Source organism: Variovorax sp. R-27 (genome assembly GCF_049913215.1).
Taxonomy (GTDB): Bacteria; Pseudomonadota; Gammaproteobacteria; order Burkholderiales; family Burkholderiaceae_C; genus Variovorax.
The window spans coordinates 1,421,707-1,444,635 of record NZ_CP183984.1; the positions used below are offsets into that span (position 1 = coordinate 1,421,707).

A 22,929-nucleotide genomic window follows, 5' to 3' on the forward strand; every position below is an offset into this window, starting at 1 on the left:
GATGAGCGAAGACTTCCACCTGTACCTCGACAGCGCCGACCTGACGGAGCTGCAGGCCTGCCTGCCGCACCCCGTAGTGCACGGTGTGACAACGAACCCCACGCTGCTGCAACGCGCAGGCATCGGCCGCGCCGAAGTGCCGGGCCTGCTCAAGCGCTGCATCGAACTAGGCGCACGCCAGGTCCAGGCGCAGGTGTATTCGAGCGAAGTCGACGCCATGCTCGAAGACGCACAAGCACTGCTCCCGCAATTCGACAGCGGCCAACTGGTCATCAAGATTCCCGCCACGCGCCAGGGCCTCGATGCCGGTGCGCGGCTCATCGCGCAAGGCGTACCCGTCACCTTCACAGCCGTGTACGCGCCAGAGCAGGCGCACTTCGCGGCGCAACTGGGTGCGGCCTACGCAGCGCCATACCTCGGGCGGCTCGATGACTCCGGCATCAACGGCCTGGCGCTGATCGGGCAGATGCAGTCGCTGGTCGCACGGCGGCCCTCGTCGGGCACGCGGCTGCTGGTAGCAAGCATCCGCTCGCGCGAGGCTTATCTTTCATTGCTGGGGCTCGGCGTGGGGGCCATCACCGTCCCGCCGCGCCTTTTTGCCGAACTGCTCGACCATCCCGCCACGCTGGCCGCCGAACGCGGCTTCCTGGCCGATGCGCGCGCCTTGCCGTGATCCAGAATCCAGACACCATGCGCATTGCACTCACGGGCGAAGCCCTCATCGATTTCACCGCCAGCGAGGCGGGCACCCTGGCTTTTCTCGGGCACGAGGGCGGCTCGCCGCTCAACACCGCGGTGGCCTGCGCGCGGCTCGGGCAGCCGACCGGTTTTCTCACGCAGTTGTCGACCGACCTCTTTGGCGAACGGCTGATGGGCTTCCTGCAACGCAACGGCGTGGACACCAGCTTCATTCTGCGAAGCAACGCACCCTCGACGCTGGCCTTTGTCGAGCGCACGCCGCAGACCAACCGCTACGCCTTCTATACACGCGGCAGTGCCGACGCCACCTGGGCGCCCGAGCCGCTGCCGCAGTTGCCGGCGGACTGCCGCTTCCTGCACTTCGGCTCGATCTCGCTGCTGCAGGACCCGGCCGCCACGCGCATCACCGACCTCGTCGCAGCGAGCAGGGAGTGTTGCGTGATCGTGTTCGACCCCAACGTACGGCCCAGCCTGATCACGGACATGGCGGCGTACCGCGCGCGCGTCACCGGCTGGTTCGCCATGGCCGACCTGGTCAAGCTCAGCGACGAAGACGCTGCGCTGCTCGCGCCCGGCCAGCAGGTCGACGCGCTGGCCGCCGAGTGCCTGCAGGCCGGCGCGCGCGCCGTGATCGTCACGCGCGGCGGCGACGGCGCAACGCTCTGGCGCACGGGGCACGAGCCGTTGACCGTGGCCGCGCCGCGCGTCACCGTGGTCGACACCATCGGCGCGGGAGACACCTTCACGGCCGGGTTGTCCGTGTCGCTGCTCGCGCATGGCGTGGAGCGGCCGGCGCAGCTCGGCGAGCTGGGCGACGACGCATGGCGCGAAGTGATGAGCTTTGCCGCCACCGCCGCCGCCCTCAACTGCACCCGCGAGGGTGCCGATCCACCGACGCTGGAGGCGGTTCACGCCGCCTTGGCGAAGGCACAAAATACCGCTGTTGCTGCTGCTTCCCGGCCCTGAGCCGGGCTGCCATCATGACGACGACCACCCGAAAGCGTTCGATTCCCCGTCAGCGCCAGCCCGAGCTGGAGCGCGACTTCACGCGTTCCCCCTCGCTGGGTTACGAGACCCCCGAAGAAACCGGCCTGGTGCGCTGCCTCGCGCACGGCTTTCCGAGCCCGCTGGTGCGATGGCATTTCCATGAAGACTACGAGCTGCACCTGATCACCGAGACATCGGGCAAGGCCTTCATCGGCGACTGGATCGGGCCGTTCCAGCCCGGGCACCTGGTGCTGTGCGGGCCGCGGCTGCCGCACAACTGGATCTCGCTCGACGTGCCCGAAGGCGGCGCCGCGGGACGCGACCGGGTGATCCAGTTCCGACACGAGCCCATCGAGCACGCGGCATCCCAGATTCCCGAGCTGCGCGAGGTAATGCACCTGCTGGAGCGGGCGCGCCACGGCATCGAATTCTTCGGCATGTCGGAGAACGCGCAGGCGCACTGGGACAGCATCAAGGCCGCGCGCGGCGTGCGGCGCCTGAGCCTGTTCCTCGACTTCATGGCCGACCTGGCGCAATGCACCGACTACCGGCTGCTGTCGAGCGTGCAGATGCAGGGCGCACAGGGCGCGGACGGCGACGCGCAGGTCGACCAGATCAACGGCATCGTCAACCGCATCACCAACAACATGGCCGACCCGATCTCGATGTCGGACGTGGCGGCCGAGCTGGGCATGAGCGAGAGCCGCTTCAGCCGCTTCTTCAGGCGCTCCACCGGCAACAGCTTTACCGATTTCGTCAACCGCGTGCGCATCAACAGCGCCTGCCACCTGCTGATGCAGACCGATCACTACGTGACCGACATCTGCTACCAGGTGGGCTTCAACAACGTGGCGAACTTCAACCGGCGCTTCCTTGAAATCAAGGGCATGACGCCGAGCGAATTCCGCCGGCAGGCTGACACGCGCTTCGGCAGCGGCGTCTCTTCCTGAGCACGCAGCAGAAAACCAGGGGGCTCATCTTGTATCTGGGACTCGACCTCGGCACGTCCGAGCTCAAGGCGCTTTTGCTCGCCGACGACCACCGCATCGTGGGCGTGGCCCGCGCACCGCTCACGGTCGAACGGCCGCAACCGTTGTGGTCGGAGCAGGCGCCGCAGCAGTGGTGGCATGCGCTCGAAGAGGCGATGCGCGCACTCGGCAAGTCGCATCCCGAAGAGCTTGCGGCGGTGCGTGCGATCGGCCTGTCGGGCCAGATGCACGGCGCCACGCTGCTCGACGAAGCGGGCCAGGTGCTGCGCCCCGCGATTCTCTGGAACGACGGGCGCAGTGGCGCGCAGTGCGAAGCGCTTGCGCGTGCCGTACCGCGGCTCGGCGAGATCGCGGGCAACCTGGCGATGCCAGGATTCACTGCGCCCAAGCTGCTGTGGGTGCGTGAGCACGAGCCCGAAGTTTTCAGCCGCGTTGCGCGCGTGCTGCTGCCGAAGGACTGGCTGCGCTTCATGCTCAGCGGCGAGGCGGTCAGCGAGATGTCGGACGCGGCCGGCACGCTGTGGCTCGACGTGGGTGCGCGCGACTGGTCCGATGAATTGCTCGCTGCCACCGGGCTCACGCGTGCGCACATGCCGCGCCTGGTCGAGGGCAGCGAGGTGTCGGCGCAGCTCAAGCCCGAGCTTGCGGCGCGCTGGGGCGTGGGTGGCGGCGGTGCGGTGCTGATTGCCGGCGGTGCTGGCGATAACGCGGCCAGCGCGGTCGGCATGGGGCTGGTCGAGCCGGGGCAGGGTTTTGTGTCGCTCGGCACATCGGGTGTGGTCTTCGTGTCGACCGACCGCTTCTTGCCGAACCCCGCGCAGGCGATGCACGCCTTCTGCCATGCGTTGCCGAAGCGCTGGCACCAGATGTCGGTAATGCTCTCGGCCGCGAGCGCGGTGAGTTGGGCGGCAAAGACCTTCCGGTTCGCCGACGAAGCCGCGCTGCTCGAAGCGGCGGCGTCCATCTCGCTGGCGCAGCGCGAGCGCTGCCCGCTGTTCCTGCCGTATCTCTCGGGCGAACGCTCGCCGCACAACAACCCCAATGCGCAGGGCGTGCTGTTCGGGCTGACGCATGCACACGGTCCGGCGGAAATCGCCTACGCCGTGGTCGAGGGCGTGAGCTTCGGGCTGCGCGATGGCTTCGACACCCTGCGGCTGCCGGCCGACATGCCGCTGCGCGAAGTGGCGCTGGTGGGCGGTGGTGCACGCAGCGTGTGGTGGGGCCAGTTGCTGGCCGATATCTTCCAGGTGCCGCTGACGCTCTATGCGGGCAGCGAGACGGGCGGGGCGTTGGGGGCAGCGCGGCTGGCGTGGCTGGCCGATGGGGGCGCGGTGGCCGAGGTGTGCAAGCTGCCGCCGGTGCTGCAGCAGTTGATTCCGTCGACCGAAGGAGCCGCTGTGCATAGCGCGCGCCACACACGCTTTCAGGTGCTCTATGCGGCGCTGCGAGACCAGTTTCAGTAACTGGCACAGGCAATAAAAAAGGGCCGCTTTCGCGGCCCTTCTTCTTTTGGTGAGCAGTGCTCAGCCGGGCATTACATGCCCATGCCGCCCATTCCGCCCATGCCGCCCATGTCGGGCATGCCGCCGCCAGCGCCAGACTCGTCCTTGGGCGCGTCAGCGACCATGGCTTCGGTCGTCAGCAGCAGCGAGGACACCGAAGCGGCGTTCTGCAGTGCGGTGCGGGTGACCTTCGTCGGGTCCAGGATGCCCAGCTCGAGCATGTCGCCGTACGTGTCGTTCGCAGCGTTGAAGCCGTAGTTGCCCTTGCCGGCCAGCACAGCGTTCACCACCACCGAGGCTTCGCCGCCGGCGTTGTTCACGATTTCGCGCAGGGGAGCTTCGATGGCCTTGAGCACCAGCTTGATGCCGGCTTCCTGGTCAGCGTTGTCGCCCTTGACCGACTCGCCCACGGCTTGCTTGGCACGCAGCAGAGCCACGCCGCCGCCAGCCACGACGCCTTCTTCCACTGCAGCGCGGGTAGCGTGCAGGGCGTCTTCGACGCGAGCCTTCTTTTCCTTCATTTCGACTTCGGTGGCGGCGCCAACCTTGATCACTGCAACGCCGCCGGCCAGCTTGGCCACGCGCTCTTGCAGCTTTTCACGGTCGTAGTCGCTCGTGGCTTCTTCGATCTGCACGCGCACTTGCTTCACGCGGGCTTCGATGTCGCCAGCGGCACCGGCGCCGTCGATGATGATCGTGTTTTCCTTGCCCACTTCGATGCGCTTGGCTTGGCCCAGGTCGGCCAGCGTCACCTTTTCGAGCGTCAGGCCCACTTCTTCAGCGATGACCTTGCCGCCCGTCAGGATGGCGATGTCTTCCAGCATGGCCTTGCGGCGGTCGCCGAAGCCAGGAGCCTTGACAGCCACGACCTTCAGGATGCCGCGGATCGTGTTCACGACCAGCGTAGCCAGGGCTTCGCCTTCGACTTCTTCGGCAATGATCAGCAGCGGACGGCCAGCCTTGGCGACTTGTTCCAGCGTGGGGAGCAGGTCACGGATGTTGCTGATCTTCTTGTCGAACAGCAGCACGAAGGGGTTGTCGAGCAGCGCCGATTGCTTCTCGGGGTTGTTGATGAAGTAGGGCGACAGGTAGCCGCGGTCGAACTGCATGCCTTCGACGACGTCGAGTTCGCTGTCCAGCGACTTGCCGTCTTCGACAGTGATCACGCCTTCCTTGCCGACCTTGTCCATCGCGTCAGCGATGAGCTTGCCGATTGTTTCGTCGCTGTTGGCCGAGATCGAGCCGACTTGAGCGATTTCCTTCGACGTGGTGGTGGGCTTGGAAGCCTTCTTCAGCTCGGCGACCAGGGCCGTGACAGCCTTGTCGATGCCGCGCTTCAGGTCCATCGGGTTCATGCCGGCAGCCACCAGCTTGAAACCTTCGCGAACGATGGCTTGTGCCAGCACGGTCGCGGTGGTGGTGCCGTCACCGGCGTTGTCCGAAGTCTTGGAAGCCACTTCCTTCACGAGCTGGGCGCCCATGTTCTGCAGCTTGTCCTTGAGTTCGATTTCCTTGGCGACCGACACACCGTCCTTGGTGACGGTGGGGGCGCCGAACGAGCGCTCGAGCACCACGTTGCGGCCCTTGGGGCCCAGGGTCACCTTGACTGCGTTGGCCAGGATGTTGACACCCTCGACCATGCGTGCGCGGGCTTCACCGCCGAAGACTACGTCTTTTGCTGCCATGTTTGTTTACTCCGAATGGGATGTTTGAATTACTTCTCGACGACCGCGAACAGGTCGTCTTCCTTCATGACGAGCAATTCGTCACCGCCGACCTTGACGGTCTGGCCGCTGTACTTGCCGAACAGGACGCGGTCGCCGACCTTGACAGTCAGTGCGGCCAGTTCGCCCTTGTCGTTGCGCTTGCCCGGGCCCACGGCCAGGACTTCACCCTGATCGGGCTTTTCAGCGGCTGCGTCGGGGATGACGATGCCGGAGGCGGTCTTGGTTTCGCTGTCAACACGCTTGACGATCACGCGATCGGCCAAAGGACGAAGTTTCATTGCATCTCCTGGATGTATGGATAAGAAACGGGTTTGTGGTCGGGTGCCGGACCGGAGGCCGGCAGCCCATCGACTGGAAGCGAGGGCTGTTAGCACTCATCAGCAGCGAGTGCTAATCATAAGGGCAATCGGTGGGCTTTCAAGTGACAGGGGCTGCCGCCGGTGCGTAACGGATCTCACGCCCGGCCCGCCAAGCCGCCGCCAGACACGCCCGCCGCATCCGCCCGGTGGCCCATCAGGAAGTCCACGAAGGTGCGCACGCGCAGCGGCGCGAACCGCAGCTTGGGATACAGCAGGTTGTAGGGCCGGGACCGGCCGCCGAAGGGCTTGAGCACTTCGACCAGTCGTCCCTGGCGCAAGTCTTCCTCGACCACGAAGCGATAGGCCTGGAAGATGCCCGCGCCATGCCGGGCCAGCGTAACCCCGGCCAGGACGTCGTCCGAGCAGGCGTAGCCGCCGGAGGTGAGCATTTCGATGTCCTGGCCGTCCTGACGGCACAGCCAGGGGATGGTGCGGCCGCTGCTGGGCAGCTCGAACTGGATGCATTCGTGGGTCTGCAGGTCGTCCAGGGTCCGGGGTTCCCCGTGCCGGCGCAGGTAGTCCGGGGCTGCGACGAGCACGAGTTCGGCGTCCTCGAGATGGCGAGCAACCAGGGTCGAGTCGGCTGGCGCGCGCACACGCACGGCAAGGTCGTACCCCTCCGCGGCGAAGTCGATGTTGCGGTTGCTGACGTGAACCTCGACCCGGATGTCCGGGTAGCGCGCCCTGAACTCCGGCAGCAGCGGCAGCAGCCGGTAGTGCCCGTAGGTGGTGGGAACGCTGATCCGCAGCAGGCCGCTTGGCGTGATCTGCTGGCCGCTGACCTGGCGTTCGGCCTCCACCAACTGGTTGAGCGCCTGGCGGCATTGCTCGTAATAGGCCTGGCCCGCCTCGCTCAGCCGTATCTGCCGTGTCGTGCGCAGGAAGAGGCGCACGCCGAGGCGTTCTTCCAGCCTGCCCACCGTCCTGCTTACGGCGGCGGGCGTCACGCCCGCAACGGCGGCTGCGGCGGTGAACCCCTCTTGCTCGGCTGCAAGACAGAAAAGCTCCAGGCTTCCCAGCAGCAAGTCGTCGAACTGGCGATTCATGATTGATTACATGGAGTAAAGACTAAAGATGCTTAGATCATCTTTATCAACTTGAAGGGCGTCAATAAAGTAGATCCCAGAGGCGAGAGCCTCCATGAACCTGAACCAACTGCCTCCGCTTTGACCACCCGAAAGGAAACCATCATGAAGACCCAACCCAAGACGATCGTGATCACCGGCGCCTCGAGCGGCATCGGCCTGGCCCTGGCCGGCGCGTACCTGCAGCGCGGCGACAACGTCGTCGGCAACGCCCGCAGCGCCGAACGCCTGCAACAGGCATCCGTGTCGCTCGGTTCGCCCGACAACTTCCTGGGCGTTGCCGGCGACGTCGCCGACCCCGTCGTCGGCGATCTGCTGGTGCGGCGTGCCATCGAGCGCTTCGGGCACGTGGACGTGCTCGTCAACAACGCCGGATTCTTCAACGCCAAGCCGTTCATCCAGTACACGCCGGACGAGCTGGAAGCCCTGGTGAGCACCAACCTGAAGGGTTTCGTCTATCCGTCGCAGGCGGCAGTCCGCCACATGGTCGAGCGCAAGGCGGGCCACATCATCAGTATCACGGCAAGCCTTGCCTCGCAGCCCAACCAGGCCGTGCCGGCCGTGCTGCCGCTGCTGATCAAGGGCGGCATCAACCAGGCGACGAAGGCGCTGGCGCTGGAACTGGCGCCGCACAACATCCAGGTGACGGCGGTGGCGCCGGGCATCGTCGACACGCCGATGTACACGAAGGAAATGCACGGCTTCCTCAACACGCTGCAGCCGGCAGGCCGCATCGGCACGGTGCAGGAAATCGTCGACGCGGTTCTCTACCTGAGCGACGCCAGCTTCACGACCGGCATCGTGCTGCCCGTGGACGGCGGCATGGGCACCGGCAAGTGGTGAGCGAAGCAGCGAAGCATCGACAACGAACCCCGGAGAACGCCATGCCCTACATCCGCATCGAAATCACCCGCGAAGGCACCACGCTCGACCAGAAGAAGCAGCTGATCGCCGAGGCCACCGAGATGATGGTGCGCGTCCTGAACAAGGATCCTGCCTCGACCTTTGTCGTGATCGACGAATACGACACCGACAACTGGGGCCAGCACGGCCGCACGATCACCGAGGTGCGCCGCGAGCAGACGCTTGCTGCTACTGCACCGCCGCGTCCATCCAGAACTTGAGCTGCGGGTTCTTGAGCCGGCCCTTCTTGTCGTAGTACTTGCCCAGCCATTCCTCCGGCGTGTTTTTGAGTTCCAGCGCGTCCTTCTGGCCGCCAAGCTGCTTGAACCAGAAGCGGGAGGAGAAGTGGTCGTAGACGTCCAGGATGCGGGTCGCATAGGCCATCGCAAGCTTCTTGTTGCCGCGCACGATCAGCAGGTTCTCGTCGTTGTCGAACGATGCCTTGTGCCCCAGGTTGTGGCTGCCGGTGGCAACGACGCAGTCGTCGTCGAAGGGGTCGATCACCACGACCTTGTCGTGAATGATCGCGAAGCCGGCATTGAGGATTTCCTTCTTCCAGCCATCGGGCACCTTGAAGTCGAACGCCTCAGCTCCGAAAACACGCGGATCCTGGAGCACGGGCGGTTTCTTCTCGCCCTTCTTCCTGGCGGGCGGAGTCATGCCCTTGAGCTCGTAATAGAAGCCTTCCGAGGCCGACTTGTTCGTCACGCATCCGCGCACGAACAGCTTCTTGTTCTTGCTCGCGGCCTGGGCTGTCCAGTTCGCGATGCTCGGGCTGCCCGGATAGAAGGCGAGAAAGAGCACGGAGTGGCTGGCGCCCGCGATCAGCTGGGCAAGGTCCTCCATGTCCGGCGGGCGCTTCTCGGTTGCCGGGTTCTTGCCGCGCGCCTTCGGCGTGTTCGGCGAAAACCAGCTGTGAGCCGCCGCGCCGTCGTCCAGTGTCAGCGCCGAGCCCTTCGACGCCCACTTGCGAAGCGCGGCGCCCTGCAAGGCTTTCGGATCGTCCGCGGCCTCGTCGGTGTCCTTGGCGAGCTCTTTCCAGTACGCCAGATAGCGCTTGGCGAGCGCATCGTTGTCGATGACGATGGAATTGTTGGTCTGGGTGCACAGGCCGGTGGCCGTCCAGTTGGTGGAGCCGGTGAACACCGCCTTCGGCTTGCCCTTGGAGTCGACGTAGACCAGGAACTTGTTATGGGCGATATGGCCGTTGGACATGATGCGGTTGTGAATCTCCGCAGCGGTGCCGGTCAGGGTTTCGCGCGCTTGCTCGTTGCCATCGACCTTCACGGTCTTGATCTTGGTCTTGCCGGTCTTGGGGCTGGTCACCTTCACCGGTTTGCCGTCTTCGCCCAGCACTTCCTCGTCTTCCTTGGAGTCGCCCAGGACGATGTGGAGGCGTTCGCCCAGCCCTGCGAGCCAGCCGATCAGCTGCGGGTCCTTGAGTTCGTAGAGCGCCGCGTAGATCTTGCCCTTGCCGTCGGCGCGCGCAAGAAACTCCTGGATGGCCTCGATCATGTCGCCCGAGAGGCTCTCGCGGAGCTTGCTCTTGTCGCCGGGGTCCAAGACCTTCTCGATCAGCGAGTCCTTCATGTCCTTGGAGCCGAGCGCGCGCGCGACGCGCTGCGTGGAGATCAATCCGCGGTTGAAGTAGACGCTCAGCTTGTCGTCGATCACCGGGGTGATCTCCACCTCGTTGGTCAGCAGGATCGGCAGCTTCGCCATGGGCTGGAGCTTTCCCGGGGCGCCCTCCAGCGGCACGATCTTGTAGCGGAAGATCCTGTTCTTGTTCTTCTCGGCTTCGAGACGCGCGTAAGGATCTTTCCAGTAGAACTTCTGGATCGGAAGTTCCTCGGTGGTCCATTTCTTGGGTGTGATGCCCTTGAACCTCGCCTGGCCTGGCAGGGGCGTCTCACGGCCGTGCTGGTCGATGCGGTAGACCGCGAATCCCATGCAGCCATCCGGCTTCTTGCCGTAGCTCCACGCGACCATGATCACCTCGTTGTTGGCGAAAGCCACGGCGTTCTGCATGAGTCCCCTCCACGTTCCGGTAGCGGCCGATTGGATGTCGACTTCGAGAGTGCGCTGGCCACGGCCGCCTCCCGCGCGGGAGTATCGCGGGATCGATCGGGCTCATCAATGGTATTTCTGTGTCAGTCCACCTTGATGCTCGCAGCCTTGACCACCTGCTGCGCCTTGGCGGTTTCGTCGACGATGAACTTGTTGAACTGTGCCGACTGCATCGTGAACGGCTCGGCGCCGAGCTTCTCCAGCCGCTCTTTCAGCTCGGGCGACACCATGATCTTTGCGACCTCGGCCTGAAGCCGCTCCACCACGGGTTGCGGCGTCTTTGCCGGGGCGAAGAGGCCGACCCAGAACAAATACGCCGAACCCGGCACGCCGGCCTCAACGGTGGTCGGGGCATCGGGCAAGGCGGGCGAGCGTTGGGCGGTTCCCACGGCCAGCGCCTGCAGCTTGCCGCTCTTGATGAGTGGCAGCGCCGACACCATCGGCGCGAAGAACCAGTCGACGCGGCCCGACATCACCTCGGTCATCGCTTCGGGCGTGCCGCGGAAGGGCACGTGCTGCGCATCGAGCCCGGCCGCGAGGCGGAACACCTCCGCGTTCATGTGCGTGGCCGAGCCGTTGCCAGCCGATCCGTAGTTGAAGCTGCCCGGCTTTGCCTTGACCTTCGCGACCAAGTCCTGCACGTTCGTGAAATGCGCGGGCGCGGTCACCAGCACGTTGGGCAGGCTCGCCATCGGCGTGATGCCAGTGAAGTCCTTGATCGTGTCGTACGACAGGCCCTTGTAGATCCACGGGTTCACAAGGTGCCCCGCTGAATGCACCAGCAGCGTGTACCCGTTGGCCGGTGACTTGGCCGTGATGGCCGCGCCCAGGGTTCCGCCCGCGCCGGGCTTGTTGTCGACGATCACGCTCGTGCCCAGCGCCGGCCCGAGCTTCTCCGCCACGAGGCGCGCGACGATGTCGGTGCCGCTGCCTGCCGTGAACGGCACCACCAGCTTGATCGGCTGCGTGCCCGGCCATGCGCCCTGCGCGAGCGCGCCGTTGCTGCCCAGCGTGCAGGCCGCGAGCGCCGCGGCCACGGTGAGTGCCTGTCGGCGGCTCCAGGGGAATGTCTTGTTCTTCATGCGTCTTGTCTCCGTTGATTTGTTCGATGAGCAATGAATGACCGAAGGCGGCGCGAGCGCTAGGCCGGTGGCGCGTTCGGCATCACCAACGCCACCAGCACCGGGCGGTTGCTGCGGTTTTCGAGCTGCCGCTTCTCGCCGGGTGCGAAGCGGCAACTGTCGTACTGCTCGAGCACGTCTTCCTGGTGCGCACCGTCGAGCTCACCGACCACATGGAGCTGGCCTTCGAGCACGAGGTAGAGCTTTTCCATCGGCGAGCCGTCGAGCCCGGTGTGGCCGCCGGGCAGGATCTGGCTCATGCCCATCCACATCTGCGTGGAGGGCCCGGCTTCCTTGCCCTGCAGGCGCAGGCAACGCATGTCGAAGTGGTTGGGCGCCTCGTAGTGCGGCGCTTCGTTGAAACGGGTCACGTGCATGGCGGGTGGTCCTTGCGGTTTCAGGGGCGCAGCACAACGCGGTCGGTGCTGCCCGACAGCACCAGCCGGTAAGCATCGATGGCTTCGTCGAGCGTGAAGTGGCGCGCCACGGGAAAGGGCTTCAGCGTGCCGCGCTCGAAGCCCTCGCGCATCGCGTCGAGCTGCGCGGTGGAGGCCACGCAGTCCATCGCAAGCGAGTCGATGCCCACGAAGGTGTGCATGCCGCGGTAGAACGCGAAGATGTCGAAGGGCACCGCGCGGTCGTGCGTGGCAATGAAGATCTGCGTCGCGCCCTTGGCCATCGCCTTGTTGGCGGCCTCGAAGTAGGCGCTGCCCACGGTGTTGTAGACGATGTGCGCGCCGCGCCCGTCGGTGAGTTCGCGCACTTGCGCGCCCACGTCGGCGTGCTGGCGCGCGTCGATCACGTCGACCGGCCCGTTCGCGAATCCCTCGAAGGGCCCGGCGTGCCGCTGCACTGCGATCACCCGCGCGCCAGCCTGCGAAGCGAGTTGCACCGCAGCCTGCCCGACCTTTCCGTTGGCGCCGAGCACCAGCACAGTCTGTCCCGCCTGCGGCATGCCGCTGCGGCGAAAGCCTTCGTAGGCGGTGACGAAGGGCACGCCCACCGCGCCGGCTTCGTCCATCGAAATGCCCCGGGGCTTTGCGCGCAGCGCCGCTTCGGGCAGCACCAGGTAGCGCGCGTGTGAGCCGTCGCGCGTGATGCCCACGTCGCCGCCCGAGCCGTAGACCTCGCGGCCGATCCATTCGGCAGGGCCGCTCACCACGGTGCCCGCGAAGTCGCGGCCCGGGGTGCGTGGCCAGACAGCCTGCGGCATGATGCCCAGCGTCGCTTTCACGTCGCTCGGGTTCACCGCGGCGGCGGCGATGCGCACCACGGCGTGGCCGGGTGGCGGCGTGGGTTCCGGCTGCGGCGCGGCCTCGAGCCGCAGCGTGTCGAGGTTGGCGGCCTTCTCGCTCACGCGCAATGCGCGGGATGCGTGGGTGGTGTGCATGGCTGCGACGCTCATCGTTCAGCCTCTCGCTTCCGGCAAGCCCAGCATGGTGCGCGCCTCGCGCGGGTTGGCGATCTCGCCGCCCAGGCTCAGCAGGATGTCGCGCGCCTTCGCCACCAGCTGCGCATTGCTCTCGGCCAGCACGCCCTTCTCCAGGTAGATGTTGTCCTCCATGCCCACGCGCACATGGCCGCCCAGCAGCCAGGCCTGCGCGACGATCGGAAACTCCATGCGGCCGATGCCGAAGGCGCTCCAGAAGGCGCCGTGCGGCAGCATGTTGCGTGCGTAGAGCAGCGTCTCGGGCGTGGGCGCAAAGCCGTACTTCACGCCGAGCACGAAGGTCCACATCGCGGGGCCGTCGAGCGTGCCGTCGGCGATGAGGTCGAGTGCAAGGTTGATGTCGCCCGAATCGAAGATCTCCAGCTCGGGCTTCACGCCGGCCTCGCGGATCATCTTCGCCATGCGTCGTACGTTCCTCGGCGTGTTCATCACCACGTCGGGGCCGGAGTTCATGGTGTTGAGGTCGAGCGAGCACACGTCAGGCTTGATCAGCGCGATGTGCTCCACGCGTTTCTCCGGAGGCAGCAGCGTGGTGCCGGGCGCGGCGATCTTCGGGTCGTCCTCGCTCGGAATGAAGCGCCCGCCGGGGCCGGTCGTGAGGTTGATGATCAGCTCGCGGTTCCCGCGGCGGATGCGGTCGACCACCTCGCGGTACAGCTCGACTTCCATCGAGGGCTTGCCGGTTTCGGGATGGCGCACATGGATGTGCACCTGCGCCGCGCCGGCCTCGGCCGCGGCCAGGCATTCGTCGGCAATCTGCACTGGCGTGATCGGCAGGTGCGGCGTCTGCTCCGGCTTCACGAGGTTGCCCGTGACGGCGCATGTGATGAGGGTCTTCGGGTTCACAGGTGACGCCCTCCATCGACCACGATGCGCGTGCCGGTGACGAAGCGCATCGTCGTTGCGAGCGCTTCTACGGTGGCCGCCACATCGTCGGGCTTGCCGATGCGCCCGAGCGGCGTGGTGCTCGCCATCTTGTTCGCGAACTCCGCGCCGCGGCCGGGCACAAAGCCCGACTCCACCGCGCCCGGCGACACCGAAACGACGCGCACCGCCGGTGCCAGTGCCTTGGCCAGCGCGTCGCCGACCACGTCCAGCCCGGCCTTCGCTGCGACATACGCGAGGTTGCTGCCCACGCCGGTGAAGCCCGCGATGGACGAGATGTTGACCACGAGCCCATCGCCGCTGGCCTTCAGCATCGGTGCAAAGGCGCGGATGGTCGCGAACACGCCGCGGAAGTTGGCGCGCACGATGTCGTCGATGAGCTCGTCGGTCAGCGCGTCGAGGTCACCGGCGGGAACGGGCTGCGTATGGCCCGCGCTGTTGACCAGGATGTCGCAGCGGCCATGCGTGGCTTTCACCTCTGCGGCCGCGGCCTGCAGGCTAGGCGTGTCGACGATGTCGGCGCGGATCGCGCCGTGGCGCTGTGCTTGCGCAGAGGGCAGGGCGGCAGCACGCGCAGTCGCATCGTCGCCCTTGCGGTGCAGCAGCACGCAGGTAGCGCCGAGCGCTGCGAGGCGAGTGGCCGTCGCGTAGCCGATGGCGCCGAGGCCACCGGTGATGACGGCGACCTTGCCGTCGAGTCTGGAAACAGGATCGAAGCTCATGGGATGAAGAGGAGTTGGGGAGTCAGGGAATCGGCGGCCGGGGGAACTTCATCTCGCCCGGCTCGAGCTGGAAGTCGTACTGCAGCGTGGCGGTCTTGCCGTCGGGCGCCAGCGCGAAGCGGCCGATCAGCCGGCGCGTCACACCGAAGGTCGGGTCGCTCTCCAGGTTCTCGTCGTCATCGGCGAACACCTGCGTGATCAGCACCTTGTGGCCCGGCTTGCTCACCATGAAGTGCAGGTGAGCGGGCCGGTTCGGATGGCGCTGTTGCGCGCGCAGCAGTACACCGCAGGGTCCATCGGTAGGCACCGGGTAGCCGGCCGGCCGCACGCTGCGGAAGTGAAAGCGCCCCTCGGCATCAGTGCTGAAGCGGCCGCGCAGGTTCATGTCTTCCTGCTCGGGGTCCTGGTTTTCGTACAGGCCGATAGGCGAGGCCTGCCACACGTCGACCGTGGCATCGGCCACAGGCTGGCCCTGTGCGTCGCGCACCGTGCCTGTCACCGCGAGCGGAATGCCCGGCGTGCCTGAGCGCGCGATGTCGTCGCCCGGTGCGCAGGCTGGCGAGTTCGCACGCCAGAACGGGCCGAGCAGTGCGGCCGGCGATTCGCCGTGCGGGTCCTGGTTGTTCTGCAGCGCCACCACGGTGGACACACCAAGGATGTCGGCCGCCAGCACCACCTCGTTCTTGGTTTCGCCGGTGGCCTGGCCGATGGCGACGATGAATTCGAGCGCTTGCTCGAACTCCTCCTCGGTCAGCTTCACCTCCTGGACGAAGGCATGCAGGTGGCGGGTGAGCGCATCCATCACGGTGCGCAGCCGTGGGTCGGGCGTTCGCTTCATGGCGTCGAGCGCGAAGCCCAGCACCGAGTCGGGGGAGGTGGCGATGTTCATGGTGGGTCTCGTGCAATCTGCGTGATTCATGCAATCGTTTGCACGATATTACGCCAGATCGTCGAAAAGTAAAATGACCACATTCCGCAGGTCATGAATAGGAAAAGCCGCCCCAAGCACCTGACACGCACGACAATCGTTTGCACAAATCATGAGCACCAGCCCGACTTCCTCCCCCGTGACCATCCGCGATGTCGCCCGTGCCGCCGGCGTGCATGTGTCGACCGTCTCGCGCGCGCTCAGCCCCGAGAAGCGTTCGTTGATCAGCGACGAGGTGCTGCGCGTGGTGGAAGAAGCGGCGCAGCGCCTGGGCTACCGGCCCAACCGCGCGGCCTCCGCGCTGCGCACCGGGCGCACCCACACCATCGGCGTGCTGGTGCCCGACATCACGAACGCGGTGTTCCCGCCGATCCTCCAGGGCATCGAAGCCAGCGCGGCGGCTCGTGGCTACTTCGTCTTCGTCACCAACGTGGTCGACCCCGCGCTGGCGCGGCCGGTGCTCGAACGCATGCTGGCGCAGCGCGTCGACGGCGTGATCCTGGCCACCGCCACGCGCGACGACCCGCTGGTCGACTTTGTCGTCAAGGCCGGCCTGACCACGGTGCTGGTCAACCGCGCCGATGAAACCGGCCGCCTGCCGGCCGTGGTCAGCGACGACCGGCTCGCGATGAAGCTCGCGGTCGACCACCTCGTCGGCCTGGGCCACAAGCGCATCGCGCATCTCGCGGGGCCGCAGAACATTCCCACCGGCGTGGGCCGCTCGCTGGGCGTGGAGCAGGCCTTGCGCGACCACCGCATGAAGCCGTTCCGCGTGGTCGAGTGCGCGAGCTACAGCCGCGAGGCGGGTGCGGTCGCAATGAAGCAGATGCTCGCGGCCGGCGCCGCGCCTCAGGCGGTGGTGTGCTGCAACGACCTCGTCGCGCTGGGCGCCTACGACGCGCTGCGCGAGGCGGGACTGCGCGTGCCGCAGGACATCTCGGTCACCGGCCACAACGACATGCCGCTGGTGGACATGGTCGATCCGCCGCTCACCACCATCCGCCTGCCGCACCGCGAACTCGGCTGGCGCTCGGCCGAGATGCTGTTCGCGGAGATCGACGGGGCGGCGATGTCGGCGTCGACCGTGGTGCTGCGGCCGGAGCTGGTGGTGCGCAAGTCGACGCGCGCGCCGGCTGCGCGCTGATCAGGGAGTCGCGTCCAGGAATTTGCGCCTTTTTTGCGCGCTGCGCGATAGGCTTCCCGCTCATGATCCGATTCCCGTTTGATCGTCCAGGCACGAGAATGGCCGGCAACCCTTTCATTGACAAGAGTTACCGCCCTGCATGAAAAGCACCGCCCCGCAGCTCACCGTCACTGAAGAACGCCGCGCATTCGGCTGGGTCGATGCCCTGGTCATGCTGGCCTTGCTGGGTTTGTTCTGGAGCGCATTGCACTTCGGCAAGGGCATGCTGGTGCATTTCGATCCGGCCGCCGTGCCGCAGGTCGACAGCTCGCCGAGCCTGATTCCGTACTACGCGGGCCGCACGCTGATGCGCATGTGGATCGCCTTCGGCTTCTCGCTGTTCTTCGCCATTTCCGTGGGCTACCTTGCGGCAAAGAACCGGACTGCGCGCGCCTTCATCCTGCCGGCGCTCGACGTGCTGCAGTCGGTGCCGGTGCTGGGGTTCCTGTCGGCAACGGTGACGGGTTTCATGGCGCTGTTCCCCGGCAGCCTGCTCGGCGTGGAGTGCGCGGCGATCTTCGCCATCTTCACCGGGCAGGTGTGGAACATGGCCTTCGGTTTCTATCACTCGATGGTCACCGTTCCCACCGACATGCAGGAGGCCGCGTCGACCTACGGCCTGACCCGCTGGCAGCGCTTCAGGACGGTCGAGCTGCCGGCATCGGCGCACAGCCTGATCTGGAATTCGATGATGTCCTTCGGCGGCGGCTGGTTCTTCGTTGCGCAGAGCGAAGCCATCAGCGTGATGAACAAGGACATCAAGCTGCCGGGCCTGGGCTCGTACATGGTGCAGGCGATCTCGAACGGCGACAAAACGGCCGCGCTGTGGGCGGTGGTGGCCATGATCGTGTTGATCCTGGCCAGCGACCAGCTGGTCTGGCGCCCTCTGCTGGCGTGGGCGGACAAGTTCAAGATCGAGCTGACGGGGTCGACGACTCCGGCCACCTCGTGGGTCTACAACCTGCTGCGCGGCGCCTACCTGTTCACCTGGATCAGCGAGCGCCTCTGGCGCCCGCTGCTGGACAGGGTGTTCCAGGCGCGGGCTCCGATGGCGCGAATGCCGGTGAGGCTGAAGGCGTCATGGAAGAAGCTGCTCTGGCGGGTGGTGGGCATCGTGCTTTCCATCTGGATCGGCATCGAGCTTCTCAGGGCCGTGGCGGCGGCCACTGCCGCGCTGCACGGTGCGCTGTCCTTGGCCGACTTCGGCCACATCGTCTGGCTCGGCTTTCTTACGGCCCTGCGCGTCGCCGCCATGACAGTCCTGGCCACGCTGATCTGGACGCCGGTCGGTGTGTGGATCGGGTTCCAGCCGCGCGTTGCGCGATTCGCCCAGCCGTTGGCGCAGATCGGTGCGTCGTTTCCCGTGAACATGACGTTCCCGATCGTCGTCGGCTTCTTCGTGGCCAGCCACATCAGCCTCAACTGGGGCAGCATCCTGCTCATTGCCATGGGCACGCAGTGGTACATCCTGTTCAACGTGATCGCCGGCGCCATGGCGATTCCGAACGACCTGAAGGAAGCCGGGCGCGTCTACGGCCTGCGCCGCTGGAGCCTGTGGCGCACCCTGATCCTGCCGGCCATCTTTCCGTTCTGGGTGACGGGCGCCTGCACGGCCGCCGGCGGTGCATGGAACGCCAGCATCGTGGCCGAGCTCGCCACATGGGGCGGCACGAGCCTGCAGGCGGATGGCCTTGGCGCGTACATCGCCAACGTCACCAAGACGGGCGATACGCCATTGATCATCGCGAGCATCGGCGTGATGTCGATCTTCGTCGTGCTGATGAACAAGCTCATCTGGCGCCGGCTGTATGCCTTTGCCGAGCGCCGATTCAGATTGGACTGAACATGAACACTCCCACGCCCTCATTGCAGGAGTCGCCCGTGCCGGTGGCCGAGCTCCGTGCCGTCACCAAGACGTTCATGACTGCAGGAAACCATGAACTCAAGGTGCTCGACAACATCGACCTGGCCGTCAGCGAAGGCGAGTTCCTTGCGCTGCTGGGACAGTCCGGCTCGGGCAAGTCGACGATCCTGCGTTGCCTCACGGGCCTGATCGTGCCGACCTCGGGCCGGGCGCTGGCCAACGGCAAGCCGCTCAACGGCGTGAATCCCGATGCCTCGGTGGTCTTCCAGACTTTCGCGCTCTACCCGTGGCTCACCGTCGAGCAGAACGTGGCGGTGGGCCTGATGGCCAGAAAGATCGGCCGCGCCGAGCGCGACGCAGCCGTCGACAGGGCGATCGAGCTCATCGGCCTGGGCAACTACCACTCGGCCTTTCCGCGCGAGCTGTCGGGCGGCATGAGGCAGCGGGTGGGCATTGCGCGTGCGCTGGTTTCGCAGCCCAAGCTGCTGTGCCTGGACGAGGCCTTCAGTGCGCTTGACGTTCTGACGGCAGAGAACCTGCGGCAGGAGCTGATCAGCCTGTGGCGCGACCCGGGCGGCGACCTCAGCTCGGTCTTCATGGTCACGCACAACATCGAAGAGGCGGTGGAAATGGCCACGCGCATCGTGGTCGTGTTTCCGCGCCCGGGACGCATCGGCCTCGTGCTGGAGAACAAGCTGCCCTATCCGCGCGACAGCAAGGACCCCGAGTTCCAGCGGCTGGTCAGCGTGATCCACGAGTGCATCACCACGATGACGCTGCCCGACCTGCCGCCGGAGACGCCCGTGAAGGGGGAGCCCATCTCACGTGCGCGCACCCGAATGGAATCGATCCCGCTGGTGCCGGTGGGGCAGATCCTCGGGCTGATGAGCATCCTCAGCGACTCGCCGGACCTGTCCAACATCTACGACATTTCCGACGAGATCGGCAAGGAGTTCGGCGAGACGATCGCCATTCTCAAGGCGGCCGAGATCCTCGAGTTGATCGATACGCCGCGGCAGGAGGTGCGCTTCACCGAGCTCGGCCGGAAGTTCGTTGCTGCCGACCGGCTCGGAAAGCGCGCGATCTTCGAGGAGCAGGTCTTCAAGCTGCGGCTGTTCCACATCATCATCGCGCTGCTCAAGGAATACGAAGAAGTCGAGGCCGAGCGCGTCATCAAGGACATCGGCAGCGCCTTGCCGTACGACAACCCGGAGAAGATCTTCGAGACGATGATCGCCTGGGGTCGCTACGCGGGCCTGATGGACTACAACGCCAAGACCGGCATGGTGTTCGTGCCGGAAGACGGGGATGCGGTCGAAGACGTGCACATCTGACGACCGCTGCGGCTGCTCAAGTCAAAGCAGCTCGAACGCGATGTCCTGCGCGCCTTCCCACAGCACCTTCCTGCCGAGCGCGCGCAGCTGCTCCTTGCCTTCCACGATCGTCAGGAAGTGGTTGCCCGCAAGCGGCCCCATCTTGCTGGCGAAGCTGCAGCTGCCGTAGGCCAGGATGATTTCGGTCTCGCTGTAGCCACCGGGGTAGAACAGGATGTCGCCGACCGAAGGATGGCTGGTGTGGTTCTCGAAGCCGACGCCCAGTTCGAAGTCGCCCAGCGGAATCCAGCAGCCCTCGCCGCTCCAGCGCACGTGGATGATCTTCTGCCTGTAGGGCAGCAGCCTGGTGAACGCCTCCACGGTCTTGGGTGCTTCGGGATTCGTTTCCGCGATGAAGCGCAGGCCCGCCGCTTCGATGCCAATTCTTGCCATGAGTGATTGAAGGAAAGTAAGTAAGGGTTGATCAGTGCAGCAGCTGGCTCAGGAAGAGCCGGGTGCGTTCGTGTTTCGGGTTGCTGAAGAACTCCTTCGGCTCTGCCTGCTCGACGATGGTGCCCTGGTCCATGAAGATCACGCGGTTGGCAACTTGGCGCGCGAAGTTCATCTCGTGCGTGACCGACAGCATGGTCATGCCGTCGTCGGCGAGCGAGACCATGGTGTCCAGCACCTCCTTGACCATTTCGGGGTCGAGCGCCGAGGTCGGTTCGTCGAACAGCATGACCTTGGGGCCCATGCACAGAGCACGCGCAATGGCCACGCGCTGCTGCTGGCCGCCTGAAAGCTGCGACGGATATTTGTTGGCCTGCTCCGGAATGCGCACGCGCTCCAGGTACGACATGGCCACTTCCTTCGCCTCTTTCGGCGTGTACTTCTTGCTCCACACCGGCGCGAGCGTGCAGTTCTCGAGGATGGTGAGATGCGGGAACAGGTTGAAGTGCTGGAACACCATGCCGACGTCGCGCCGCACCGCGTCGATGCGACGCATGTCGGCGGTGAGCTCGGCGCGGTTCACCACGATCTGCCCCTGCTGATGCTCTTCGAGCCGGTTGATGCAGCGCAGCAGCGTCGATTTGCCCGAGCCCGAAGGCCCGCAGATCACGATGCGTTCGCCGCGCTGCACTTCGAGGTCGATGTCGCGCAGCACCTGGAAGTCGCCGTACCACTTCTGCACGCCGACCATGCGGATGACGAGTTCGGCCCGGTTGTCTGTGGTCGACGCGGGCGTGTCCGGTTGCAAGGCGCTCATGGGAATACCTCAGGCGGTGGTGGTTCGGATCTTCAGGCCGAGTTCGTCGACCAGGCGCTTCGCCGCGGCGATGCCCTCGGCGCCCATAGGCAGACGCGGCGGGCGCGGCGCGCCGACCGGCAGGCCCATGGCCGCGAGCAGGGCCTTGGTGCCCGCCACGTACGACTGGCCGGCAACGAAGTCGATCATCGGAAAGTGCTTGAACGCCAGCTCGCGCGCCTCGGCCAGCTGGCCGGCCATGACGAGGTCGTACAGGCGCGCCATTTCGCCCGGAGCGCCGTTGGACGGCACTGCGGCCCAGCCCACTGCGCCCTCGACATACGACTCGAAGCCCATGATGCCGCCGAACACCGCCATGCGGCCGTCCGACAGCCGCATGATGTCGCGCACGCGGGTCACTTCCAGCGTCGATTCCTTGATGTAGCGGCAGTTGTCGATCTGCGAGAGCCGCGCCACCAGCGGCGGCTTCAGGTCGACGTTGGCAACGGCCGGGTTGTTGTAGACCATGATCGGAATGCCGATGGCGTCGGAGATGGTCTTGTAGTGCAGGAACAGTTCGTCGTCGGTGGGGGTGCAGTAGAAGGGCGGCAGCACCATCACGCCGTCGGCGCCCTGCGCCTCGGCGCGGCGGCTCAGGCGCACGGCGGCGCGCGTGTCTTCGGCGGTGGTGCCGATCAGCACCGGCACGCGGCCGGCGGCGCGGTCGATCACCGTCTTGGCGACAAGCTCGATCTCGTCGTCGGACATCGACATGAATTCACCCGTCGAGCCGAGCGGGATCAGGCCGTGGATGCCGGATTCGATCTGCCAGTCGACATAGCGCTCGAGCGTGGGCACGTCGACCGCGCCGTCGGCGTCGAAGGGCGTGACCATGATGGTGTAGGTGCCGCGGAAATCAGCCATGGGACAGGTTGTTCAGTAGGTCAATGGGTGGAGGAAGGCAGCAGGCCCGAGGCCACCAGTGCCGCGTGGATGCGCGCCGTGTCGTCGGCCGGCACGGGCAGCAGCGGCGGGCGTGGGTCCGGATGGGGCAGCCGGCCAAGAAGATGCAGTGCCGTCTTCATGCGGTTGTGGGCGTCGAGGTATGGCGCGCGATAGAAGGCCCGGCACAGCGGCACCAGCCGATCGTTGACCGCGCGTGCGGCAGCCAGGTCGCCGCGTGCGACGGCTTCGTGCAGCGCCACCAGCAGCGGGGCTGCCACGCTGCCCAGGCCCGACAGGATGCCGTCGGCGCCATAGGTCAGGGAAGCGAACAGCCAGCTGTTGCTGCTGCTCAGCAGCGTGACCGGGCGAGGCAGCGCGCGCAGGGCCCGGAGGTTGTCTTCGTAGAGCTCGGGAACGTCGCTGCCTTCCTTCACCGCCACGATGGCAGGCACGTCCAGGCAAAGCTGCGCCAACGTCTCGGTCGAGAACGCGAGACCCGAGGCGCGCGACAGCTGGAACAGCACGATGGGCAGGCTGCTCGCACCGGCCACCTCGCTCACGAAGCGACGGGCCATGTCGGGCCGCGCGCCCGCGCCCTGCGCGAACACCGCGGGCGGAAACAGCAGCAGGGCCGAGGCTCCGGCCTGCGCCGCATCCTGCGCCAGCGCGCAGGCGTAGCGGGTGTCGTCCGCCACCACGCCGGCCACCACGGGCACGCTGCCGGCCGCGGCCACCGCAACGCCCACCACCTGGGCGCGCTCCGCGCGATCGAGCGAAGTCGCCTCGCCCGCATGCCCGTTGACCACCACCGCGCGCACGCCGGGCGTGCCGGCCACGTCGCGCACATGGGCGGCCAGCGCGTCGTCGTCGACGCGGCCGTCCGGGGTGAAGGGGGTGAGCGTGGCGGGCCAGATGCCGCCGACTCCGGAAATGTGCATGGCCATCCTGGGTTGG

Annotated in this window: 23 protein-coding genes; 9 read left to right on the forward strand and 14 right to left on the reverse strand. The window is 66.3% G+C overall.

What is annotated here, in order from left to right; translation table 11 throughout:
• Position 1 precedes the first annotated feature (1 nt).
• From ACN9MV_RS06305 to xylB, 4 genes are read left to right on the forward strand one after another with little or no spacing between them, the layout of a single operon-like run.
• Complete coding sequence (locus tag ACN9MV_RS06305; RefSeq protein WP_426391619.1) at positions 2-673, forward strand: transaldolase family protein; 672 nt, start codon at positions 2-4, stop codon at positions 671-673.
• 17 nt (positions 674-690) lie between these two features.
• A complete protein-coding gene (locus tag ACN9MV_RS06310) occupies positions 691-1,665 on the forward strand; it encodes a carbohydrate kinase family protein (protein WP_426391620.1) in 975 nt (324 codons plus the stop codon).
• Positions 1,666-1,679: 14 nt separating this feature from the next.
• Positions 1,680-2,636, forward strand: a complete 957-nt coding sequence (locus ACN9MV_RS06315) for an AraC family transcriptional regulator (protein ID WP_093172560.1) — start codon at positions 1,680-1,682, stop codon at positions 2,634-2,636.
• Between the two features lie 29 nt (positions 2,637-2,665).
• Positions 2,666-4,138: a xylulokinase gene (gene xylB, locus ACN9MV_RS06320; RefSeq protein ID WP_426391621.1), complete on the forward strand. Its 1,473-nt coding sequence runs from the start codon at positions 2,666-2,668 to the stop codon at positions 4,136-4,138.
• Between the two features lie 71 nt (positions 4,139-4,209).
• Here the strand turns inward: xylB and groL are convergent, their stop codons facing one another.
• The 3 genes from groL to ACN9MV_RS06335 all read right to left on the reverse strand — a co-directional run bounded on the left by groL (position 4,210) and on the right by ACN9MV_RS06335 (position 7,309).
• Positions 4,210-5,862, reverse strand: coding sequence for a chaperonin GroEL (gene groL, locus ACN9MV_RS06325; RefSeq protein ID WP_093048403.1), 1,653 nt, complete (start codon positions 5,860-5,862; stop codon positions 4,210-4,212).
• Positions 5,863-5,891: 29 nt separating this feature from the next.
• The gene (locus ACN9MV_RS06330) at positions 5,892-6,182 is read right to left on the reverse strand and encodes a co-chaperone GroES (RefSeq protein ID WP_007835162.1); all 291 of its coding nucleotides are present in this window, start codon (positions 6,180-6,182) and stop codon (positions 5,892-5,894) included.
• 176 nt (positions 6,183-6,358) lie between these two features.
• Positions 6,359-7,309: a LysR substrate-binding domain-containing protein gene (locus ACN9MV_RS06335; RefSeq protein WP_426391622.1), complete on the reverse strand. Its 951-nt coding sequence runs from the start codon at positions 7,307-7,309 to the stop codon at positions 6,359-6,361.
• A 144-nt stretch (positions 7,310-7,453) separates the two neighbouring features.
• Between ACN9MV_RS06335 and ACN9MV_RS06340 the strand changes: the two genes are divergently transcribed.
• Together ACN9MV_RS06340 and ACN9MV_RS06345 are read left to right on the forward strand one after the other, a co-directional pair.
• On the forward strand, positions 7,454-8,191 hold the full coding sequence (locus ACN9MV_RS06340) for an SDR family NAD(P)-dependent oxidoreductase (protein ID WP_426391623.1): 738 nt from the start codon (positions 7,454-7,456) through the stop codon (positions 8,189-8,191).
• Between the two features lie 41 nt (positions 8,192-8,232).
• Positions 8,233-8,472: a tautomerase family protein gene (locus tag ACN9MV_RS06345; RefSeq protein ID WP_093048411.1), complete on the forward strand. Its 240-nt coding sequence runs from the start codon at positions 8,233-8,235 to the stop codon at positions 8,470-8,472.
• Here the strand turns inward: ACN9MV_RS06345 and ACN9MV_RS06350 are convergent.
• The 7 genes from ACN9MV_RS06350 to ACN9MV_RS06380 all read right to left on the reverse strand — a co-directional run bounded on the left by ACN9MV_RS06350 (position 8,441) and on the right by ACN9MV_RS06380 (position 15,385).
• Entirely contained in the window at positions 8,441-10,279 is a 1,839-nt protein-coding gene (locus ACN9MV_RS06350; protein ID WP_426391624.1) for a phospholipase D-like domain-containing protein, read from the reverse strand. The two genes, ACN9MV_RS06345 and ACN9MV_RS06350, sit on opposite strands and share 32 nt — an antisense overlap.
• Before the next feature lie 122 nt (positions 10,280-10,401).
• Complete coding sequence (locus tag ACN9MV_RS06355) at positions 10,402-11,400, reverse strand: Bug family tripartite tricarboxylate transporter substrate binding protein (RefSeq protein ID WP_426391625.1); 999 nt, start codon at positions 11,398-11,400, stop codon at positions 10,402-10,404.
• 59 nt (positions 11,401-11,459) lie between these two features.
• A complete protein-coding gene (locus ACN9MV_RS06360) occupies positions 11,460-11,816 on the reverse strand; it encodes a cupin domain-containing protein (protein WP_426391626.1) in 357 nt (118 codons plus the stop codon).
• A 20-nt stretch (positions 11,817-11,836) separates the two neighbouring features.
• Positions 11,837-12,844 (reverse strand): quinone oxidoreductase family protein, encoded by a 1,008-nt coding sequence (locus ACN9MV_RS06365; protein ID WP_354337452.1) that lies wholly within the window; start codon positions 12,842-12,844, stop codon positions 11,837-11,839.
• 3 nt (positions 12,845-12,847) lie between these two features.
• Positions 12,848-13,735 carry a 3-keto-5-aminohexanoate cleavage protein gene (locus tag ACN9MV_RS06370; RefSeq protein WP_426391627.1) on the reverse strand — a complete coding sequence of 296 codons (888 nt, stop codon included), beginning with the start codon at positions 13,733-13,735 and terminating at the stop codon, positions 12,848-12,850.
• Positions 13,732-14,496, reverse strand: coding sequence for an SDR family NAD(P)-dependent oxidoreductase (locus ACN9MV_RS06375; protein ID WP_093048424.1), 765 nt, complete (start codon positions 14,494-14,496; stop codon positions 13,732-13,734). The genes ACN9MV_RS06370 and ACN9MV_RS06375 overlap by 4 nt, the downstream gene beginning before the upstream one ends.
• A 22-nt stretch (positions 14,497-14,518) precedes the next feature.
• Positions 14,519-15,385: a dioxygenase gene (locus ACN9MV_RS06380; protein ID WP_426391628.1), complete on the reverse strand. Its 867-nt coding sequence runs from the start codon at positions 15,383-15,385 to the stop codon at positions 14,519-14,521.
• A gap of 151 nt (positions 15,386-15,536) precedes the next feature.
• On the opposite strand from ACN9MV_RS06380, the gene ACN9MV_RS06385 reads away from it, so the two are divergent.
• The 3 genes from ACN9MV_RS06385 to ACN9MV_RS06395 all read left to right on the forward strand — a co-directional run bounded on the left by ACN9MV_RS06385 (position 15,537) and on the right by ACN9MV_RS06395 (position 19,805).
• On the forward strand, positions 15,537-16,568 hold the full coding sequence (locus tag ACN9MV_RS06385) for a LacI family DNA-binding transcriptional regulator (protein ID WP_426391629.1): 1,032 nt from the start codon (positions 15,537-15,539) through the stop codon (positions 16,566-16,568).
• Positions 16,569-16,707: 139 nt separating this feature from the next.
• A complete protein-coding gene (locus ACN9MV_RS06390) occupies positions 16,708-18,450 on the forward strand; it encodes an ABC transporter permease (RefSeq protein ID WP_426391630.1) in 1,743 nt (580 codons plus the stop codon).
• Positions 18,451-18,452: 2 nt separating this feature from the next.
• The gene (locus tag ACN9MV_RS06395) at positions 18,453-19,805 is read left to right on the forward strand and encodes a nitrate/sulfonate/bicarbonate ABC transporter ATP-binding protein (RefSeq protein WP_426391631.1); all 1,353 of its coding nucleotides are present in this window, start codon (positions 18,453-18,455) and stop codon (positions 19,803-19,805) included.
• Between the two features lie 21 nt (positions 19,806-19,826).
• Here the strand turns inward: ACN9MV_RS06395 and ACN9MV_RS06400 are convergent, their stop codons facing one another.
• From ACN9MV_RS06400 to ACN9MV_RS06415, 4 genes are read right to left on the reverse strand one after another with little or no spacing between them, the layout of a single operon-like run.
• Positions 19,827-20,237, reverse strand: a complete 411-nt coding sequence (locus tag ACN9MV_RS06400; protein ID WP_093048441.1) for a DUF3830 family protein — start codon at positions 20,235-20,237, stop codon at positions 19,827-19,829.
• A 31-nt stretch (positions 20,238-20,268) separates the two neighbouring features.
• A complete protein-coding gene (locus ACN9MV_RS06405; protein WP_093075922.1) occupies positions 20,269-21,051 on the reverse strand; it encodes an amino acid ABC transporter ATP-binding protein in 783 nt (260 codons plus the stop codon).
• A 9-nt stretch (positions 21,052-21,060) separates the two neighbouring features.
• Entirely contained in the window at positions 21,061-21,954 is an 894-nt protein-coding gene (locus ACN9MV_RS06410; RefSeq protein WP_093048447.1) for a dihydrodipicolinate synthase family protein, read from the reverse strand.
• 20 nt (positions 21,955-21,974) lie between these two features.
• Positions 21,975-22,913 carry a dihydrodipicolinate synthase family protein gene (locus tag ACN9MV_RS06415; protein WP_426391632.1) on the reverse strand — a complete coding sequence of 313 codons (939 nt, stop codon included), beginning with the start codon at positions 22,911-22,913 and terminating at the stop codon, positions 21,975-21,977.
• Between the last annotated feature and the right edge of the window lie 16 nt (positions 22,914-22,929).

Coding starts and splice junctions, on each gene's coding strand:
- ACN9MV_RS06410 (WP_093048447.1), bottom strand. CDS start 21,954: ATGGCTGATTTCCGCGGCACCTACACCATCATGGTCACGCCCTTCGAC.
- ACN9MV_RS06345 (WP_093048411.1), top strand. CDS start 8,233: ATGCCCTACATCCGCATCGAAATCACCCGCGAAGGCACCACGCTCGAC.
- ACN9MV_RS06355 (WP_426391625.1), bottom strand. CDS start 11,400: ATGAAGAACAAGACATTCCCCTGGAGCCGCCGACAGGCACTCACCGTG.
- ACN9MV_RS06375 (WP_093048424.1), bottom strand. CDS start 14,496: ATGAGCTTCGATCCTGTTTCCAGACTCGACGGCAAGGTCGCCGTCATC.
- ACN9MV_RS06340 (WP_426391623.1), top strand. CDS start 7,454: ATGAAGACCCAACCCAAGACGATCGTGATCACCGGCGCCTCGAGCGGC.
- ACN9MV_RS06315 (WP_093172560.1), top strand. CDS start 1,680: ATGACGACGACCACCCGAAAGCGTTCGATTCCCCGTCAGCGCCAGCCC.
- ACN9MV_RS06395 (WP_426391631.1), top strand. CDS start 18,453: ATGAACACTCCCACGCCCTCATTGCAGGAGTCGCCCGTGCCGGTGGCC.
- ACN9MV_RS06330 (WP_007835162.1), bottom strand. CDS start 6,182: ATGAAACTTCGTCCTTTGGCCGATCGCGTGATCGTCAAGCGTGTTGAC.
- ACN9MV_RS06365 (WP_354337452.1), bottom strand. CDS start 12,844: ATGAGCGTCGCAGCCATGCACACCACCCACGCATCCCGCGCATTGCGC.
- ACN9MV_RS06415 (WP_426391632.1), bottom strand. CDS start 22,913: ATGCACATTTCCGGAGTCGGCGGCATCTGGCCCGCCACGCTCACCCCC.
- ACN9MV_RS06380 (WP_426391628.1), bottom strand. CDS start 15,385: ATGAACATCGCCACCTCCCCCGACTCGGTGCTGGGCTTCGCGCTCGAC.
- ACN9MV_RS06310 (WP_426391620.1), top strand. CDS start 691: ATGCGCATTGCACTCACGGGCGAAGCCCTCATCGATTTCACCGCCAGC.
- ACN9MV_RS06335 (WP_426391622.1), bottom strand. CDS start 7,309: ATGAATCGCCAGTTCGACGACTTGCTGCTGGGAAGCCTGGAGCTTTTC.
- groL (WP_093048403.1), bottom strand. CDS start 5,862: ATGGCAGCAAAAGACGTAGTCTTCGGCGGTGAAGCCCGCGCACGCATG.
- ACN9MV_RS06400 (WP_093048441.1), bottom strand. CDS start 20,237: ATGGCAAGAATTGGCATCGAAGCGGCGGGCCTGCGCTTCATCGCGGAA.
- ACN9MV_RS06390 (WP_426391630.1), top strand. CDS start 16,708: ATGAAAAGCACCGCCCCGCAGCTCACCGTCACTGAAGAACGCCGCGCA.
- ACN9MV_RS06360 (WP_426391626.1), bottom strand. CDS start 11,816: ATGCACGTGACCCGTTTCAACGAAGCGCCGCACTACGAGGCGCCCAAC.
- ACN9MV_RS06305 (WP_426391619.1), top strand. CDS start 2: ATGAGCGAAGACTTCCACCTGTACCTCGACAGCGCCGACCTGACGGAG.
- ACN9MV_RS06405 (WP_093075922.1), bottom strand. CDS start 21,051: ATGAGCGCCTTGCAACCGGACACGCCCGCGTCGACCACAGACAACCGG.
- ACN9MV_RS06350 (WP_426391624.1), bottom strand. CDS start 10,279: ATGCAGAACGCCGTGGCTTTCGCCAACAACGAGGTGATCATGGTCGCG.
- ACN9MV_RS06385 (WP_426391629.1), top strand. CDS start 15,537: ATGAGCACCAGCCCGACTTCCTCCCCCGTGACCATCCGCGATGTCGCC.